We start from the raw sequence: 17,240 nt of genomic DNA on the forward strand, positions 1-17,240 counted from the left end.
AGAGAGTTACTCTGGAGGTATAGTATGTTAGAGATTAAAGAAGTATCATTTAAATATAGTTCAAGAGATAAGGCTGGGAATGATTTCCCAGCCCTTGGACCTATTAGCCTAAATATAGATTCAAAAGACATTTATGCTGTTATTGGGCCCTCTGGCTGCGGAAAGTCAACCTTGCTTCACCTCTTAAGCGGTGTAATTAATGGACATACAGGAGAGATTTTGCTAGATGGTAAACAATTGAGCCCTAAAAGACATTCCATAGGCTTTATACCTCAAAGTTATGGGCTTTTACCATGGAAAACAGTTGAAAAGAATTGCCTATTATCTCTTAAGATAAAAGGAGAGAAAGCAGAATTAAATAAAAAGATAACTTCTGTATTAACAAGACTCAATATATTAGATTTAAAAGATAGATACCCTAATGAATTAAGTGGAGGGCAAAAACAAAGAGTAGCTATTGCTAGAGCATTAATTATGAACCCGGATCTTCTATTAATGGATGAACCTTTTTCAGCCTTAGATGCATTAACTAGAGAAGAAGCCCAGAGTTTATTCATTGAAGTATGGGAAGAATATAAACCTATTACGATATTTGTTACACATAATATTGATGAGGCTATAGCAATTGGCAATAAGATACTTATTATGTCTGAAGGACCTGGTAAGGTTATTGAAATAATAAATAACCCGCTTTTTAATCAAAAGGATATAAGGGAGAAAGAGGAATACTATAAATTATCTACTTATATAAGAAGCATCATAAAAAATGGGTGGAGGGTAAATAGTCATGAATAAGCTAATAACATTCATTAAAGGTTTTATAATGTTTAATATTCTATGGTATGTTATGGCATTAATAATAAACATGCAAGTTTTGCCAAATCCATTAGAAGTATATAAAAATATAGGGAATTTATACGACCAAGATTTCTTTAAGCATATATTAATGAGCATGTATAGAATTTTACTTGGACTTGGAGTTTCATTGCTAATAGGAATACCTATTGGGATACTTATGTCATATTCAGAAAAGTGGAATAAGATATTAAATCCATTTGTGTATTTTTCGTATCCAATTCCTAAAACAGCATTATTACCAGTTGTAATGCTTTTGCTTGGTTTAGGAGATTCATCTAAAATAGTACTCATAGTTTTAATTGTTGTTTTTCAAGTAATTGTAACAGTTAGAGATTCTATAACAAAGATTTCCCAGGAAATTTATGTGCCACTAAGAAGTTTAGGTGCATCTAAGTCTCAAATATTGATGCATGTTACACTACCAGCTATATTACCAGATTTATTTACAAATCTAAGGCTATCAGTAGGAACTGCACTTTCAGTGTTATTCTTTTCAGAAGCATATGGGACTCATTATGGAATAGGTTATTATATACTTGATGCATGGACAAGGATTGACTATATATCAATGTATGCAGGAATAATGATAATAAGTTTAATTGGATGCCTATTATTTATTTTAATAGATGCTCTTCAAACTAAACTATGTAGATGGAATTAGGGAAAATTTGGTGAATAACTACTAAATAATAATTATTTTTAATAAAAATAGACAAAGAAAATTACCTATAATATAATTAATTATATATAGGTTTTTTTTATGAAACTTAACTTATTCTTGTTTGAAAATGTCTGATTCTGGACATTTTTAGGAACGAATAAGTTATTAGTTGAACTTAAAACCCTATATGATTTTATGAAAATTAGGGGTGATATAAATTTGAGAAACGTAGTAAGGGGAAATAAAAAAAGAAGTTTTTTAAAGGTTTACATATGTATTTTCTTTGCGGTTTTTTTACTACTTAATTCCACTTATTTTCATAACAAAACATATGCAGCTGAAAGAGAATATAATGTCTTATTAATTAATTCCTATGATAGTACATTTACATGGACTAAAGAAGAAACTTCGGGAATTTTTAAAACACTAAATAATTCAAACATGAATATTAAAACTAATGTTGAATATATGGATTGGAAAAACTATCCGTATGATGAGAATATAGAAAATATCAAGAATCAATTAAAATATAAATACTCAAATAAAAAAATAGATCTAATTATTACTACTGACGATGCAGCATTAGATTTTGCATTAAAGAACAGAGATGATATCACTGGAAATGTTCCTATAGTATTTTGTGGAGTATACGGATATTCAGCAAATTTGATACTAAGGAACTATAATAATATAACTGGTGCTTTGGAGAGGATAGATACTAAAGGAACATTAAGTGCTGCGCTTAAGATTTATCCTGGAACAAAGAAGGTATATGTAATTCATGATGATACAGAAAGTGGGATTTCATCAGTAAGTGAAATAAATCAGTCAATTAAAGAGCTAAATAAAAATTTACAGGTTATTTCTTTAGATAAAATAAGGATAGGTAGTCTAGAGGAAGATTTGCCTAAGAATACTGATGATAGCATATTTATTATGACTACATTTTCTAGAGACGTTACTGGAAAAACCGTTCAGATTGAAGATATGACTAAAAAAATAAGCAATATATTAGACAAGCCTCTTTTTCAAGTTTATGGTATGACAAAAGGTTATGGAACATTAGGTGGCAGTTTGCTTAATGGAGAAGACCATGGAAGTAGAGCTGCTTTAATGGTTCTGGATATTTTAAAAGGAAAGTCCATAAATGAAATACCCATTTATGATAAGGTAGACTCTAAAAATATTTTTGATTATAGTGTAATGCAAAAATATAAAATATCTGACGGACAACTACCAGAAAACAGCATAGTTATTAACAAACCTTTTTCATTTTATGAAAGTTATAGGGTTTTAGTGTGGACAGTATTAGCTATAATTTTATTACTTCTAATGTTAATTACTTTTCTAATAATCAATATATTAAGCAGAAGGAAGGCAGAAAAGGAACTTATTCAAAGCAATCAAGAATTATCTGACTTATATGAAGAATTAGCAACTTCTGATGAAGAACTTAGAGCTCAGTATATTGAATTGGAAGAAAATAAAGAAATTATTGAGAAAACCGAGGAAATGTATAGACTTGTTTTTGAAACTAGTAATGATGGATTATGGGAAATTGATTTAAAGACAAATGAAAGATTTTTTTCGGATAGATGGTATGAGATTTTTGGATTACCAAAAGAAAAGGTAAAGGATATGGAAGATTGGTACAAATTAATACACCCAGAGGATTATGATAAGGCAAAGAAGTGTATTGAGGATATTACCGACGGCTCCTGCGAAGTATTTGCTAATGATTTTAGGATTATGGATAATGAAGGAAATTATAAATGGATTCACGGTCGTGGAAAAGGTGTTAAGGATGCAAATGGTATTACATATAGAATTGCTGGATCGCATTCTGATATTCATGACAAAAAAGTTCAAGAAGAACAGATTAGACGAATGGCGTATTATGATAGTTTGACAGGTTTAGTGAATAGAAGCAATTTTGAAATCCAAGTGGCTAATAAGATAAAAGATACAAAAAATAAAAGTGCATTAATATTTATGGATTTAGATAATTTTAAAAATGTTAATGATTCATTTGGACACACTTTAGGAGACGAACTTATTATTCAGGTGGCAAATATCTTAAAAAATATTATCAATGAAAAAGGTGTAGTAGGAAGACTTGGAGGAGACGAATTCTTAATTTTACTAACTAATATAAAAGAAAATAGTTATGTTGAGAATATATTGGAAGAGATAATAAATAGATTTAATAAAAAGATATTAATTAATGAAGTTGCTATTTCTACATCAGCTAGTTTTGGAATTGCATTATACCCAACAGATGGGGATAATTTTGAAGATTTGCTTAAGAATGCAGATACAGCAATGTATAAAGCTAAAGAGTACGGCAAAAGGAAATTTGTGTTTTTTGAACAGTGGATGAATGATGATATTACTGAGATGGTAGTTTTAGAGAATTTAATGAGACAGGCCTTGGTAAACAATGAGTTTACTTTGAATTTTCAACCCAAATTTTGTTTAAGTAGTGACAAAATTCAAGGGTTTGAAGCATTAATTAGGTGGAACAGTCCAAGTGAAGGTTTTATTTCACCTTTGAAGTTTATACCACTGGCTGAAAAAACAGGATTAATTGTTCCAATAGGTAAGTGGGTTATAGAGAAAGCTTGTGAGTTTTTGAAAACCATGCATTTTATGGGCTATGATGAAATAGATGTTTCAATAAACGTATCTGTAATTCAGTTAGTACAAGAAGATTTTATACCTATGTTTAAAGCAATAATATTAGAGAAGAACATTGATCCTAGAACTATACATATTGAAATAACCGAGTCCGTACTTATGGAATCTATAGATACTAATATCTATAAAATTGAAGAACTGAAAAAAATGGGAGTAAGGATAGATTTAGACGACTTTGGTAAAGGTTATTCATCTTTAACTTACCTAAAGGATATGAATTTTGATGTACTAAAAATTGATAAAGTCTTTATTGACGAAATAATCGAGAATAAGAATTATCAAGATGGTGATTCAAGTATTGTGGGAACAATTATTAAATTAGCACATCAAATGGGACTTAAGGTTGTAGCAGAAGGGGTAGAAGTAAAAGAACAATATGATTATTTAACTCAAAATAAATGCGATTATATTCAAGGCTACTATATTTCTAAACCAATTGAACTTTGTAAAATTCAAGAGTTAATGGATAGGTATAAATAAGAAATAAAGATGGTTAACAAGTATTAGTAGTTGTTAACCATCTTTTTTATTTAATTATTATCTATATCTAAATTCCAGTTTGAAGCTAATTCGTCAAGAATATCGTGAAGTACCTTCCCGATTTTAGAATAAGACTCATCGCTTAGATTAGCTAAAGAAATACGTATTGACCATTCTGGCCCTTGGAAACCACTTCCGCTTAATAAAACTATTGAGGACTCTTCTGCAAGTCTAAAGAGTATATCAACTGGTTTGTGATTCTTTTCTAAATAATTAGCAAATTCTTTTCCATAATTATATGAAGCCCACTCAAGTAAATCAAATTCAGTATAATATGCCGCATCATATGGGTCTTCCCTAAGATCTAATCCAAGGCTTTTAAACAGAAGTTTTTGCCTTTTTCTACAAATATTTTTAGTTAAGTTTTTATATCTGTTTTCTTTATCATTTAATGCAAAAATACAAAAGAAAGCCATTTGAACTTGTTGAGGAGTAGAAAGTCCAGCTGTATGATTGAGTGCTACCTGTCTGCTATCAGCAACAATTCTATCTATAAAGGGGATATCAGAAGGATTTGTAGAAAGTGCACTATATCTTATATTTAATTCTTTCTTAATTTCCTCGGGCAAGTTTTTTATTAATTGATCAAATACATTATCTTCATGAAGAGCAATTGTTCCTAAGCGCCAGCCTGTAACTCCAAAGTATTTAGAAAATGAATAAACACCTATCGTATTGTAAGGAAGATCAGCCATTAAGGAACGAAAATTATCTACGAAAGTTCCATAAACATCATCAGAAATTATCATTAAGTTAGGATTATCTCGTGTTACTATTTCTTTAATATAATTAACTGATTCAGGATTAATAGCGACGGATGGCGGATTACTTGGATTGACTACAAATAAAGCTTTAATTGATTTATTCGAAAGTTTATTTAATTCTGATTTAGGGTATTGCCATGTATGTGTACCATCTCTTGTGGTTGCAGTGGCTTTTATGTATTCTATTTTAAAATCATACCTAGGAAGGAGAGGAATTTCTAAATAAGGAGTAAATATAGGGACCATTAGTGCTATAGTATCACCTCTAGATAATAATTCATTTGCAATCAATGAATCAAATATATAACACATTGCAGCAGTTGCCCCTTCAACTCCAAAAATTTTAAATGTACCAGCAGGTGGTTTATTGTAACACATTTCCTGAACGAGATATTCATGTATGATTTTTTCAATATGAGTGAGCATTCTATCTGGACTAGGATAATTGTCTCCAATTATACCATCAGTAAGCTCGAAAACCCAATCATCCTCAGAAAAACCTTCACGTTTCACGCCATAATCTATTATATTTTCTAAAAGTTTAATTCCAGGTAAATTATTATTTTCGTTAATATATTTTCTTAAACGCTCACATATACCTTTCCTTTGTGGCATTCCAGCTAAATCATTATCTTGCCAAGTTCTTTTACATTCTTCAATAGCAAAATTACCAAAGGTAAAAAATGCTTCCCTAGGAGTAGAGGATATCCAATTTGGATTCCCTCTGCCTGCATCTAATAAAGTATGAGCAATTTTTTTCTTTGGCCCATTAGCAAGTGCAATTAATTTATCTTTAAATTCAAATGGACTGACTTTCCCATAGATTTTTTCAATTTCTTTTCTTTGAATATTAACTGTTTCCATAATATAATCCTCCAAATGCGAAAAAATATATGTTTATTATCTGCTATTTTAAATTAAAAATTCTTAGGGACGGTTAACATTTATTTTGAATAAAAATGTTAACCGTCCCTAAATAATCTTTAACATTTGAACAATAGAAGATTAACATCTCTTGGATACTATTAAGATAGTTAAAGTATTTTTTATATTAAAAAGATTAAATAATAGTTAAGGAAGTGCAAGGTATGAATTTGGTTTTTGCAGTTATAAGTGATACGCATATAAAAAGTTTAAATTCTAGAGAACATGAAAAACTTAAGGATGCGCTAATATTTATTAACTCTAGGGAGACAAATATTGATGCCTTAGTTGTTGCTGGAGATATTACTAATATGGGAACTAAGAGAGCCTACAAGGATTTTAAAAGTATTTTAGATACTTATATTAATAAAGCTGTAGAGAAAATCTTGGTAATGGGAAATCATGATTATTTAGGTCTGACAAATATAAAAGGAGCACAAAAAAGATTTTATGAGAATACAGGTGAAAAAATTCATAGTCATAAAATTATTAAAGGATATCATTTCATTTCTATAAGTACTGAAGGAAGAAGAATTAGTGGCGTTTTTGGTGACTCACTTAAGAAGTGGCTTTCAGAACAATTGAAGCTTGCACATGAAAGTGACCCTAAAAAACCAATTTTTTTAACTGTTCATCAGAGCATTAAGGGTACGGTGTATGGCAGTTCAAATTGGGGTAATAGAGATTTATATAAAATTATTGAGGGGTATCCCCAAGTAATTATATTTTCTGGACATTCACATCATCCAGTTAATGATGAAAGAGCAATTCATCAGCAGGATTTTACTTCAGTTTCAGTAGGGTCAACAAGTTATGTTCAATTAGAAGGAGAGAAGCTCCTAGAAGGAATACCAAGTTTAGCTGAGGAATTTTCTCAAGGATTAATGGTTAATGTTGAAAATAACCAGGTTAGATTTTCTATTCTAGATTTCTCCACTAAGTGTATGTCTAAAGACAAGTGGATAATAGAGGAACCAAGTGAGAGGAGTAAGTTTAAATATACTGAAAAAAGAAAGGAAAATAGAAGAAAGCCGTACTTTAGTAGTACTAGCGAAATTGAAATTAGAAATATTGGATGTAATTGGATTGATATTAAATTCACTCAGGCAAGACACGAAGATTTTGTACATTCATATATTATTAAGGTAATAGATGTTGAGAAAGAAGTTCTAGTTAAGGAAACTAGAGTCTTTTCTGATTATTATCTTGCCACTCGAAATTTATATGTTGAATTTAGACAAAAGCAGTTGAGACCAAATAGAAAGTATATGATAATAGTAAAAGCAATTGAATCCTTTGGAAATGAAAGTGAAGATTTTCTCTCACTCTTATTTGTAACAAGAGATATACCAATAAAAAAAATATTACAGAGGAGTAAACCTATTTGGGTAAATAGCGCATCTGAATTGAATTATTAGAAAAAATGTAATATATTGAAAAGTATTCTTTTTATAAGGTATAATGAGTTGGTAATTATAATAATATTAATATTACATCAATGATAACTTATTAAGGAGGACAATTACTTGGAGAATAGTAAAAAGATAAGTATCAGATACTTAAAAAAGAATGCACTAAAATCATTAAAAGGCAAATGGGGCCTAGCTATAGGTTCAACTGTCTTAGGCGGAATCATAATGTCATTACCTTCATTTATTGTTTCGGCATTTACAACTAATTCATTATTGAAAATGGCAAATGAGTTTGAACAAAGAGGATATAATTATAACTACAATTATAATTACGATTTTAATTATGATTTTAGTAGAATGTTTCAAGTTCAGGCATCAAATACAGGGTTAATAATGATATTATCACTTCTAGTTGCGGGTGCAATTAGATTTGGGTTAACTAGATTTAATCTTAATTTAATTAGAGATACAAAGCCTAGAGTTGAAGATATATTCAGTGGGTTCAAGAAGTATTTAAAAACTTTTTTGATTAACCTACTCCTATATATATTTAGATTTTTATGGGGATTATTATTGGCTCTTCCAATAATTGTATTTGTAATTATATTTGTAATTAGCGTTATTAAAAATGATGATGTTTCAGTTGCAGCGGTAGTATTACTTTATTTAGGAATATTGGCTTCGGTTATAGTATTACAGATATTTTTATCAAGATATGCAATGGCATTTTATATTTTTAATGATAATGATGAAATTGATGTAATGGATTCATTGAATATGAGCATTGAACTTATGGTAGGGAAGAAGATAAAGTTCTTTCTAATGCAGCTTAGCTTTATAGGTTGGGGGATACTTGCAGTACTGTCATGTGGTATAGGTTTCCTTTGGTTGATACCATATATGAAAGCCACTGAAGCTTGTTTCTATCAAGAAATAACTGGCTATCAAGAAAATGTAGAAGTAATAGAACTTTAAAATTAATTAATAACAATAAAAGCTATGGAAAGTATCATCTTGGTACATTTCTATGGCTTTTTTATTTATAAATAAATTTATAAAAATTTAGGGGATTCTAAAAAGTCATTAATATGGATTGTTTTTTCATGGATATAAATAAAATAATGAATTTTTGATATCACATTTATGCAATAATTATTTTAAAACCTTCATATTTCGATAATTACAAATAATTACAAATGGTTAGTTTTATTAATTTCTTAAGCTACAAATATCTTCCTGAAGATAGTAATATAGTCAAATGCAAAGACAAATGAAAATTATGAATTTGTTAATATTTATTGTTTGACTATTTGGGGTTTATTAAGTATAATTTTATATCATGCAATAAGTAATATCACTTCTTTCAAAATTTGATATTATGGATGACGATAAAAAGTATCTTAGGGGGTAAGAAAATGATTAAAAAAACTTTATCTATACTTGCAGCGATAACAATCGCAGCTTCAATTTTCACAGGATGTGGCAAGAAAAGTGATGACACTGCATCTAAAAAATATATCATATCTACTGATGTGACTTTTGCACCATTTGAATTCGAACAAGATGGAAAATACACTGGTATTGATGTGGATCTTTTAGCAGCAATAGCAAAAGATCAAGGATTTGATTATGAATTAAAACCAATGGACTTCAATGGAATCATTCCGGCATTAACTTCAAATCAAATTGATGGGGCTATTGCTGGTATGAGTATAACTGATGAAAGAAAGAAGTCAGTTGATTTCTCAGATCCATATTTTGAATCAGGAGTTTCAATGGCTGTTAGCGTTGATAACAATTCAATAAAATCACTAGATGATTTAAAAGGAAAAAGTGTGGCTGTTAAGAAAGGTACTGCTGGGGCAAAATTTGCAGAGAGTCTTAAAGATAAGTATGGTTTAAATGTTAAGTATTTCGATAATTCGCCAAATATGTACCAAGAAGTAATTAATAAGAGCTCAGATGCGGCATTTGAAGATTATCCAGTTATAGCTTACAAAATTTCATTAGATAAAGATAAACCTACATTAAAAATTGTTGGGGATAAACAAGATCTTAACTCTTATGGATTTGCAGTAAATAAAGGTAAGAATAAAGAATTATTAGATAAATTTAACGCTGGATTAAAGAAGTTAAAAGAAAATGGAGAATATGACAAGATACTAGCAAAATACTTAAAGTAATAGAAAAGGAGGCTAAACATGGATTTTATGACGTTACTACAAGATAGCTTTCCTAGTTTATTAAGCGGATTACTTGTAACATTAAAAATTACAATTTTTTCTTTAATATTTGCTTCAATAATTGGTTTGTTAGTTGGATTATTAAATATATCAAGTAATAAAATTCTTAAAAGAATAGCAGTAATATATATAGATATTATGAGGGGGACTCCACTAATAGTTCTTGCATTTTTCATATATTTTGGTATACCAAGTGTTTTAGATGGCATTAGATTTGAAGCTGTAACAGCAGGAATCATTGCATTAAGCTTAAATGCTGGTGCATATATGGCAGAAATATTTAGAGCAGGTATACTATCAGTTCATAAAGGACAAATGGAAGCTGCAAGAAGCTTAGGATTAAGTTACGGAAAAGCCATGAGAAAAGTAATATTACCTCAGGCTATACGAACTATGATACCTTCAATTATCAATCAGTTCATTATTTCGTTAAAGGATACTTCTATACTTTCAGTTATAGGGTTAAGAGAATTAACGCAAAGTGGACAAATTATAATAGCTTCAAGCTTTAAATCTTTTCAAATATGGTTAATTGTTGGAGTAATGTACTTTATAGTAATTACAGCAATATCTATTATTGCGAAGAGAATTGAAAGGAGATTAAGCTATGAGTACAGTCAAAGAGCTTAACAAGCAATACGGAAAATTACAAGGTCTTAAAGAAATTGACATAGAAGTAAGTGAAGGAGAAGCTCAGTGTGTAACAGGTACTTTAGGGTCAGGAAAAAGTTCTATGATAACAGTAAAAGGGCTTAAGAAGCACTATGGAAAATTAGAAGTTCTTAAAGGCATTGATCTAGAAGTAAATGAAGGAGAAGTTCTATGTTTAATAGGTCCTTCAGGTTCGGGAAAAAGCACGCTATTAAGATGCTTAAACTCCTTAGAGGAAGTAACTCAAGGACAAGTTATGATAAACGGAAAAGAGATAACTGGAAAAGGTATAGATATAAATAAGTTAAGAGAAGAAATTGGAATGGTTTTTCAATCTTTTAATTTATTTCCGCACCTTAATGTGTTAAAAAATATCACACTTGCACCAACTGAATTAAGTAAGTTTTCTAAGGAAGAGGCAGAAAAGAAGGCTATGGAATTACTGAAAAAAGTAGGACTTGAAGAGAAAAGTCATGTTTTCCCTCAAAGTTTATCTGGTGGACAACAACAGAGAGTAGCTATTGCTAGAGCATTAGCTATGAATCCTAAAATAATGTTGTTTGATGAACCTACATCAGCTTTAGATCCAGAGATGGTTGGAGAAGTTTTAAATGTAATGAAAGAACTAGCAAATGAAGGAATGACAATGGTTGTTGTAACTCATGAAATGGGATTTGCTAGAGAAGTAGGGGATAGAGTAATATTCATGGATGGTGGATACATTGTTGAACAAGGTAAGCCAGAAGAAGTATTTAATAATCCTCAAAATCAAAGAACTATAGATTTCTTAAATAAAGTTTTATAGAAGTATTAAAGAAGAGATGGATTAATCCGTCTCTTTTTTTATAGTAAATTATATCTTACTATAAATAAAATTAATTTATTATAATATCATAGCGCTTGAAATCATAGAATATTATTGTAGTAATTTTAAGGGGTTATTTATGATTAAAATAACGATAGGAATAGATGTTAAGAATCCTAAAGAAGTAGCTATGAATCATGGAATACCAGGTTTTGTACCAAATGAATTAATAAAAGGAAAGGTTGAGGATGAAATTAAAAATGAGATTGTCAAAAAGTTAAAGGTAGCAATCTTTGAAGAACTTAGAAGAAATGGAGTTGAATCTAGAATAGATATACGTTAAGTAAGAAATGTTAAAGCCATCCATATTTATATGGATGGCTTATTTTATAGGTTTTATGATTTAGCTATTTCAGCTTTAAGATCTTTTCCTTTTATTTTGGAAGTTTGAAGAGCTTTTAAAACTTTAGAGCCTTTTCCATTTAAAATATCTACATATGAAACATTCTCTTGGACATCAATTATTCCAATATCATCTATTGATACATCAGGAATTTTGCATAAGGCACCAACTATGTCACCAGGACGGATTTTTTTCTTTTTGCCCCCGTTTAAGTAGATTTTTGTAATACCAGCTTTAACTTCTTTTTTATTTCTAATTGTTATATTTTTAAAGTTTTCATTTTTTAATTTAAAGGATTCCTTATTAGGAAGGAAATCCTCTTTTACTGGTGGAGTTAACTTGGGGATTTCATAATTTATATATTCTTCAAGTTCTTTTAGAAATCTATCTTCATATGGAGAAACAAAGGTTAATGCTCTTCCAGTATTACCCGCTCTTCCGGTTCTACCTATTCTATGTACATATTTTTCTTTTTCCATTGGAATATCATAATTTATTACTAAAGAAATCTTCTCTACATCTATGCCTCTAGCTGCGATATCTGTAGCAACCAAAAATCTATAACTACCAGCTTTAAAATCCTCTAAGGTTTTAATTCTATCTTTTTGAAGCATACCACCATGAAGCTCTTTAACAGGATATGTTTTATTCTTTAATTTATCATATACCTCGTTGACTTTATCTTGTGTACCACAAAATAGAATAGCACTATCAGGATTTTCTTTAAGAAGTACTTTTTCAAGTAAAGAAAATTTATCAGCTTCTTTTACTAAATAGTAGCCTTGATTAATTCTATCAATCTTTGAACCTTCTGGCTTAATTTCAATAAGTTTAGGATTATTCATATACTTAGTATAGACTTCTTTAATCTTATCTGGCATTGTAGCTGAAAATAGCATATTAATTCTGTTTTTAGGAAGTGAGGATAGAATTTCTTCAACCTGTTCTAAGAATCCCATATTAAGCATTTCATCTGCTTCATCTAGAACTAAAAATGAGATGTCATCAGTTACTAAAGTTCCTCTATTTATATGATCTATTATACGTCCTGGAGTCCCAACAACTATATGAACTCTTTGTTTAAGTTCATTTATTTGTGTCGTGAAGGGCTGTTTTCCGAATATGGCAGATGATCTTATCTTTTTATGACGACCAATATTGCTTATATCCTCTTTTACTTGAATAGCAAGCTCTCTTGTAGGAGTTAGAACTAATGCTTTAGGATTTTTAATTTCTGTGTCGATTAAGTTACATAGAGGAATAGCGAAAGCAGCAGTTTTACCACTACCTGTTTCAGCTTTAACAACGATGTCTTGTCTTTTCAAAGCTAGAGGAATAACCTCCTGCTGTACTTTCGATGGATGCTTATAAGAAAGCTCATTAAGAGCTTTTAAAATTTCATCTTTTATACTGTAGTTTTTAAAATCTAATATATCATTATTCAATGTAATCACCTTTTCTATAGTTTTAATTCGTCACTCTATATTATCATTAGTTTTTATGAAAATAAATACTTTTTAATAAAATCTAATTGACAGAGAAAAGCATAGATGGTATCATAAATTAAAACATAGTAAATCTATATGAATATTAGGAATAGGGGAGAAAAGTATGAAAAAAATAGCTTTATTAATTGGAACTATATTAATCGCGTCGGTAGGTTTAGTTGCTTGTTCATCTAAAAGCAATGAAGCGAAATCAAATAATTTATTAGATAGTATTAAAAAAGAAGGCGTAATAAAAATAGGAACAGAAGGTACTTATGCACCTTACACTTTCCATGATAGTACAGGAAAACTTTCTGGATTTGATGTTGAAATAGCTCAAGAAATTGCTAAGAGAATTGGTGTAAAACCAGAATTCGTTGAAACAAAATGGGATGGAATGCTTGCAGGACTTGATGCAAAAAGATTTGATATTGTTGTAAATGAAGTTGGAATTAATGATGAAAGAAAAGTAAAATATGATTTTTCTGATCCATATGTAACTTCAAAGGCATTATTAATAGTAAAAGGTGATAATACATCAATAAAATCTTTTGATGATCTTAAAGGTAAGAAAGCAGCACAAACATTAACAAGTAACTTTGGTAAACTTGCTAAAGCAAGCGGAGCTGATATAGTAGAAGCAGATGGATTTAATCAATCAATCGATTTATTAACTTCAGGTAGAGTAGATGCTACTATAAATGATAGTTTATCTTACTATGACTTAAAGAAACAAAAACCAGATCTTCAAGTAAAAATAGCAGCAGAATCTAAAGATGCTGATCAAAGTGCAGTTTTAATAAACAAGGGAAACAAAGAATTAGTAGATGCAGTAAACAAAGCTTTAGCAGATATGAAGAGTGATGGTACTTACTTAGAAATATCTAAAAAGTACTTTAATGAAGATGTATCTAAATAGGCATAATTATGAACTTAGATGCTAGAATAATTCAAATTCTTACAGATTCATTTTGGCCAATATTAAAGGCAGGTTTGGTTTTTACCATACCTGTCACAATTGTTTCCTTTACATTAGGCTTAATTGTTGCTCTTTTAACTGCACTAGCAAGAATTTCAAATATTAAAATACTTAGTGCCATAGCTAGATTTTATGTGTGGATTATTAGAGGAACTCCTCTATTAGTTCAATTATTTATAATATTTTATGGATTGCCAAATGCGGGAATAACTCTTGATCCGTTACCTTCTGCAATTATAGCATTCACTTTAAGTGTAGGGGCTTATAACTCAGAAGTAATTAGAGCGGCAATCTTATCAATTCCTAAGGGACAATGGGAATCAGCATTCTCTATAGGAATGACTAAAACTCAAGCTTTAAGAAGAATAATTTTACCGCAGGCGGCTAGAGTTTCAGTACCACCACTTTCTAATTCATTTATTAGTTTAGTAAAGGATACTTCACTAGCAGCAACTATCACTTTAACAGAAATGTTTCAAGTGGCTCAAAGAGTTACTGCAACAACTTATGAACCATTATGGCTTTATAGTGAAGCAGCAGTTATATACCTTATATTCTGTACTATACTTTCAGCTATTCAAAAAAGACTCGAAACAAAACTTGATAGGTTTGTTGCAAAATAATGGAGGTAGAAAATGATTAATGTTAAAAATTTAGATAAAGCATTTGGAGATAATCATATATTGAAATCCGTTAATTTGCAGGTAAATGAAGGTGAAACAACTGTAATAATAGGACCTTCAGGTTCAGGAAAGACTACTTTGCTACGTTGTATGAATTTACTTGAGATTCCTAATGGAGGAGAAATAACGCTTGGAGAAGTTACTTTAGGGTTTTCAAAGAATAAAAGGTTAACCGAAAAAGAAACTATTTCATTGCGTAAACAAACGGGAATGGTTTTTCAAGGGTTTAATTTATTTCCACATATGACTGTTATTAATAACATCATCGAGGGACAAGTTACTGTTTTAAAAAGAAGCAAGGATGAAGCAAAGAAGAAGGCTGAGCTTCTTTTAGAGAAGGTTGGATTAGCGGAAAAGGCAAATAGCTATCCTTATGAATTATCAGGAGGACAGCAACAAAGAGTTGCAATAGCTAGAGCTATGGCAATGGATCCAAAGATATTACTTTTTGATGAACCAACTTCAGCGCTAGACCCTGAGCTTGAAGCAGAAGTTTTAAAAGTAATTAAGGAATTAGCTAAAGAAGGCATGACAATGATTGTTGTTACTCATAACATGAATTTTGCTAGAGATGTAGCTAATAAAGTAGTTTTCATGGAAGATGGTATAATAATTCAAGAAGGCACCCCAGAAAAAATATTTAATCACACTGAAAATGATAGAATGAAGAGATTTTTAAATATAGTTGGTTAAGAGGAAGGCTAGATATTAGTCTTCCTTTTCTGATTTATATTTTTTATTTGGTGTAAAATAATAATTATAATAGGGTTTTAAGTTTTCTATAAAAAACCCTATATTGGAGGTGGTTTTATGGTGGATCTAGCTTTATTAGGAACAGGTGGCGGCATGCCAATGCCATCAAGATTCTTATCATCCCTATTAATTAATTATTCAGGTAGAAAGATATTAGTTGATGTTGGAGAGGGAACTCAAGTATCAATGAGAATATTAGGATGGGGATTTAAGAGTGTAGATGTTATATGTATAACACATGGACATGGAGATCATATTGTTGGATTACCTGGTTTATTAGCGACTATAGGTAATAGTGGAAGAGTAGAACCACTTACTATAATTGGACCTAAGGGAATAGAACAAATAATTACTGGGTTAAGAGTTATAGTGCCATATTTACCCTATGCAATAGAAATAATAGAGGACCCTAAAGAAACAATTGATTTATTTAAGAATAATCCTATTAGCATAGATACAATAGAACTGGACCATTCTGCACCATGCATAGGGTATAATTTTTATATAAAGAGAAATCCAAAATTTGATGTTGAGAAAGCTATAAAAAATAATGTTCCGAAGCATTTTTGGAATTTATTACAAAAAGGAAATATTTGTGAAGAAGAAGGAATTATTTTTTTTCCAGAAATGGTTATGGGAGAAGAAAGAAATGGAATCAAAATAAGCATGATTACAGATACAAGACCAATAGAAGAAATTAAAAGGTTTTTAGAAAATAGTGCACTTTTCATTTGTGAAGGGACTTATGGAGATGAAGATGACTTACCCAAGGCTATAAAAAATAAGCATATGACATTTAGTGAAGCAGCTACATTAGCAAAAGAAGGAAATGTAAAAGAATTATTACTTACACACTTCTCACCAGCTATGAATGAGCCTGAAATTTATGTGGAGAATGCAAGAAAAATATTTTATAATACTACTATTGGATACGATAGAATTATAAAAAGTTTAGCCTTTGAATGATTAATAGGAGATAAGTAATTGAGAAAAGTAATAAACAAACTTAAATCAGAAGCTAATAAAATGAAAAAAGAAGTAACAGCACTTATTATTGCATACAAGAGAAATGATGTACCACTAATAGCAAAAATCTTGGCGATTATTATAGTTGCTTATGCAGTTAGTCCCATAGATTTAATTCCAGATTTTATTCCTATACTTGGTTACTTAGATGATATTATATTGATTCCTTTAGGAATTACTTTGGTTTTAAAATTAATTCCTAAAGAAATAATGGAAGAGTGCAGAGAAGAAGCAAAAAAAGAAATAGATAAAAAGAGTAAAATTGGAATGCTTGGGGTTATATTAACTTTTGCTGTATGGGGATTAGTAACATTTACTATTATAAAAGCATATTTTAAATAAATTATTAAAAAC

16 protein-coding genes are annotated in these 17,240 nt (G+C 29.9%); 14 read left to right on the top strand and 2 right to left on the bottom strand.

Features of this window, described 5'->3' with window-relative positions; translation table 11 throughout:
* The first annotated feature begins 24 nt into the window (after window positions 1-24).
* The 3 genes from L1S47_RS08345 (at window position 25) to L1S47_RS08355 (ending at window position 4,696) form a co-directional block, all read left to right on the top strand.
* Window positions 25-795: an ABC transporter ATP-binding protein gene (locus tag L1S47_RS08345; protein ID WP_238883155.1), complete on the top strand. Its 771-nt coding sequence runs from the start codon at window positions 25-27 to the stop codon at window positions 793-795.
* The gene (locus tag L1S47_RS08350) at window positions 788-1,519 is read left to right on the top strand and encodes an ABC transporter permease (RefSeq protein ID WP_238883156.1); all 732 of its coding nucleotides are present in this window, start codon (window positions 788-790) and stop codon (window positions 1,517-1,519) included. Before L1S47_RS08345 ends, L1S47_RS08350 begins: the two co-directional genes overlap by 8 nt.
* Before the next feature lie 219 nt (window positions 1,520-1,738).
* The gene (locus L1S47_RS08355) at window positions 1,739-4,696 is read left to right on the top strand and encodes an ABC transporter substrate binding protein (RefSeq protein WP_238883157.1); all 2,958 of its coding nucleotides are present in this window, start codon (window positions 1,739-1,741) and stop codon (window positions 4,694-4,696) included.
* Between the two features lie 50 nt (window positions 4,697-4,746).
* Here L1S47_RS08355 and aspD read toward each other — a convergent pair whose 3' ends face one another.
* Window positions 4,747-6,384, bottom strand: a complete 1,638-nt coding sequence (gene aspD / locus L1S47_RS08360) for an aspartate 4-decarboxylase (protein ID WP_238883158.1) — start codon at window positions 6,382-6,384, stop codon at window positions 4,747-4,749.
* A gap of 224 nt (window positions 6,385-6,608) precedes the next feature.
* Here aspD and L1S47_RS08365 point away from each other — a divergent pair, with 224 nt between their 5' ends.
* The 6 genes from L1S47_RS08365 to L1S47_RS08390 all read left to right on the top strand — a co-directional run bounded on the left by L1S47_RS08365 (window position 6,609) and on the right by L1S47_RS08390 (window position 11,898).
* On the top strand, window positions 6,609-7,862 hold the full coding sequence (locus tag L1S47_RS08365) for a metallophosphoesterase (RefSeq protein WP_238883159.1): 1,254 nt from the start codon (window positions 6,609-6,611) through the stop codon (window positions 7,860-7,862).
* A gap of 108 nt (window positions 7,863-7,970) precedes the next feature.
* The gene (locus L1S47_RS08370; protein WP_238883160.1) at window positions 7,971-8,831 is read left to right on the top strand and encodes a DUF975 family protein; all 861 of its coding nucleotides are present in this window, start codon (window positions 7,971-7,973) and stop codon (window positions 8,829-8,831) included.
* A gap of 440 nt (window positions 8,832-9,271) precedes the next feature.
* Window positions 9,272-10,039: a transporter substrate-binding domain-containing protein gene (locus tag L1S47_RS08375; RefSeq protein ID WP_238883161.1), complete on the top strand. Its 768-nt coding sequence runs from the start codon at window positions 9,272-9,274 to the stop codon at window positions 10,037-10,039.
* An 18-nt stretch (window positions 10,040-10,057) separates the two neighbouring features.
* Window positions 10,058-10,729 (top strand): amino acid ABC transporter permease, encoded by a 672-nt coding sequence (locus L1S47_RS08380; protein ID WP_238883162.1) that lies wholly within the window; start codon window positions 10,058-10,060, stop codon window positions 10,727-10,729.
* Window positions 10,730-10,832: 103 nt separating this feature from the next.
* Window positions 10,833-11,555, top strand: coding sequence for an amino acid ABC transporter ATP-binding protein (locus L1S47_RS08385; protein ID WP_238883320.1), 723 nt, complete (start codon window positions 10,833-10,835; stop codon window positions 11,553-11,555).
* Window positions 11,556-11,694: 139 nt separating this feature from the next.
* Window positions 11,695-11,898 (top strand): hypothetical protein, encoded by a 204-nt coding sequence (locus tag L1S47_RS08390; protein WP_238883163.1) that lies wholly within the window; start codon window positions 11,695-11,697, stop codon window positions 11,896-11,898.
* Between the two features lie 53 nt (window positions 11,899-11,951).
* Here L1S47_RS08390 and L1S47_RS08395 read toward each other — a convergent pair whose 3' ends face one another.
* Window positions 11,952-13,403 carry a DEAD/DEAH box helicase gene (locus L1S47_RS08395; protein ID WP_275297804.1) on the bottom strand — a complete coding sequence of 484 codons (1,452 nt, stop codon included), beginning with the start codon at window positions 13,401-13,403 and terminating at the stop codon, window positions 11,952-11,954.
* A 166-nt stretch (window positions 13,404-13,569) separates the two neighbouring features.
* On the opposite strand from L1S47_RS08395, the gene L1S47_RS08400 reads away from it, so the two are divergent.
* From L1S47_RS08400 to L1S47_RS08420, 5 genes are all read left to right on the top strand, one after another.
* The gene (locus L1S47_RS08400) at window positions 13,570-14,364 is read left to right on the top strand and encodes an amino acid ABC transporter substrate-binding protein (protein WP_238883164.1); all 795 of its coding nucleotides are present in this window, start codon (window positions 13,570-13,572) and stop codon (window positions 14,362-14,364) included.
* 8 nt (window positions 14,365-14,372) lie between these two features.
* Window positions 14,373-15,047, top strand: a complete 675-nt coding sequence (locus tag L1S47_RS08405) for an amino acid ABC transporter permease (RefSeq protein WP_238883165.1) — start codon at window positions 14,373-14,375, stop codon at window positions 15,045-15,047.
* 12 nt (window positions 15,048-15,059) lie between these two features.
* Window positions 15,060-15,800 (top strand): amino acid ABC transporter ATP-binding protein, encoded by a 741-nt coding sequence (locus L1S47_RS08410; RefSeq protein WP_202768248.1) that lies wholly within the window; start codon window positions 15,060-15,062, stop codon window positions 15,798-15,800.
* 117 nt (window positions 15,801-15,917) lie between these two features.
* A complete protein-coding gene (locus tag L1S47_RS08415) occupies window positions 15,918-16,826 on the top strand; it encodes a ribonuclease Z (protein ID WP_238883166.1) in 909 nt (302 codons plus the stop codon).
* 18 nt (window positions 16,827-16,844) lie between these two features.
* Complete coding sequence (locus tag L1S47_RS08420) at window positions 16,845-17,228, top strand: YkvA family protein (protein ID WP_238883167.1); 384 nt, start codon at window positions 16,845-16,847, stop codon at window positions 17,226-17,228.
* Window positions 17,229-17,240: the final 12 nt, after the last annotated feature.

Origin of the sequence: Clostridium sp. YIM B02551 (genome assembly GCF_022324735.1) — a bacterium.
Classification (GTDB): domain Bacteria; phylum Bacillota; class Clostridia; order Clostridiales; family Clostridiaceae; genus Clostridium_T; species Clostridium_T paridis.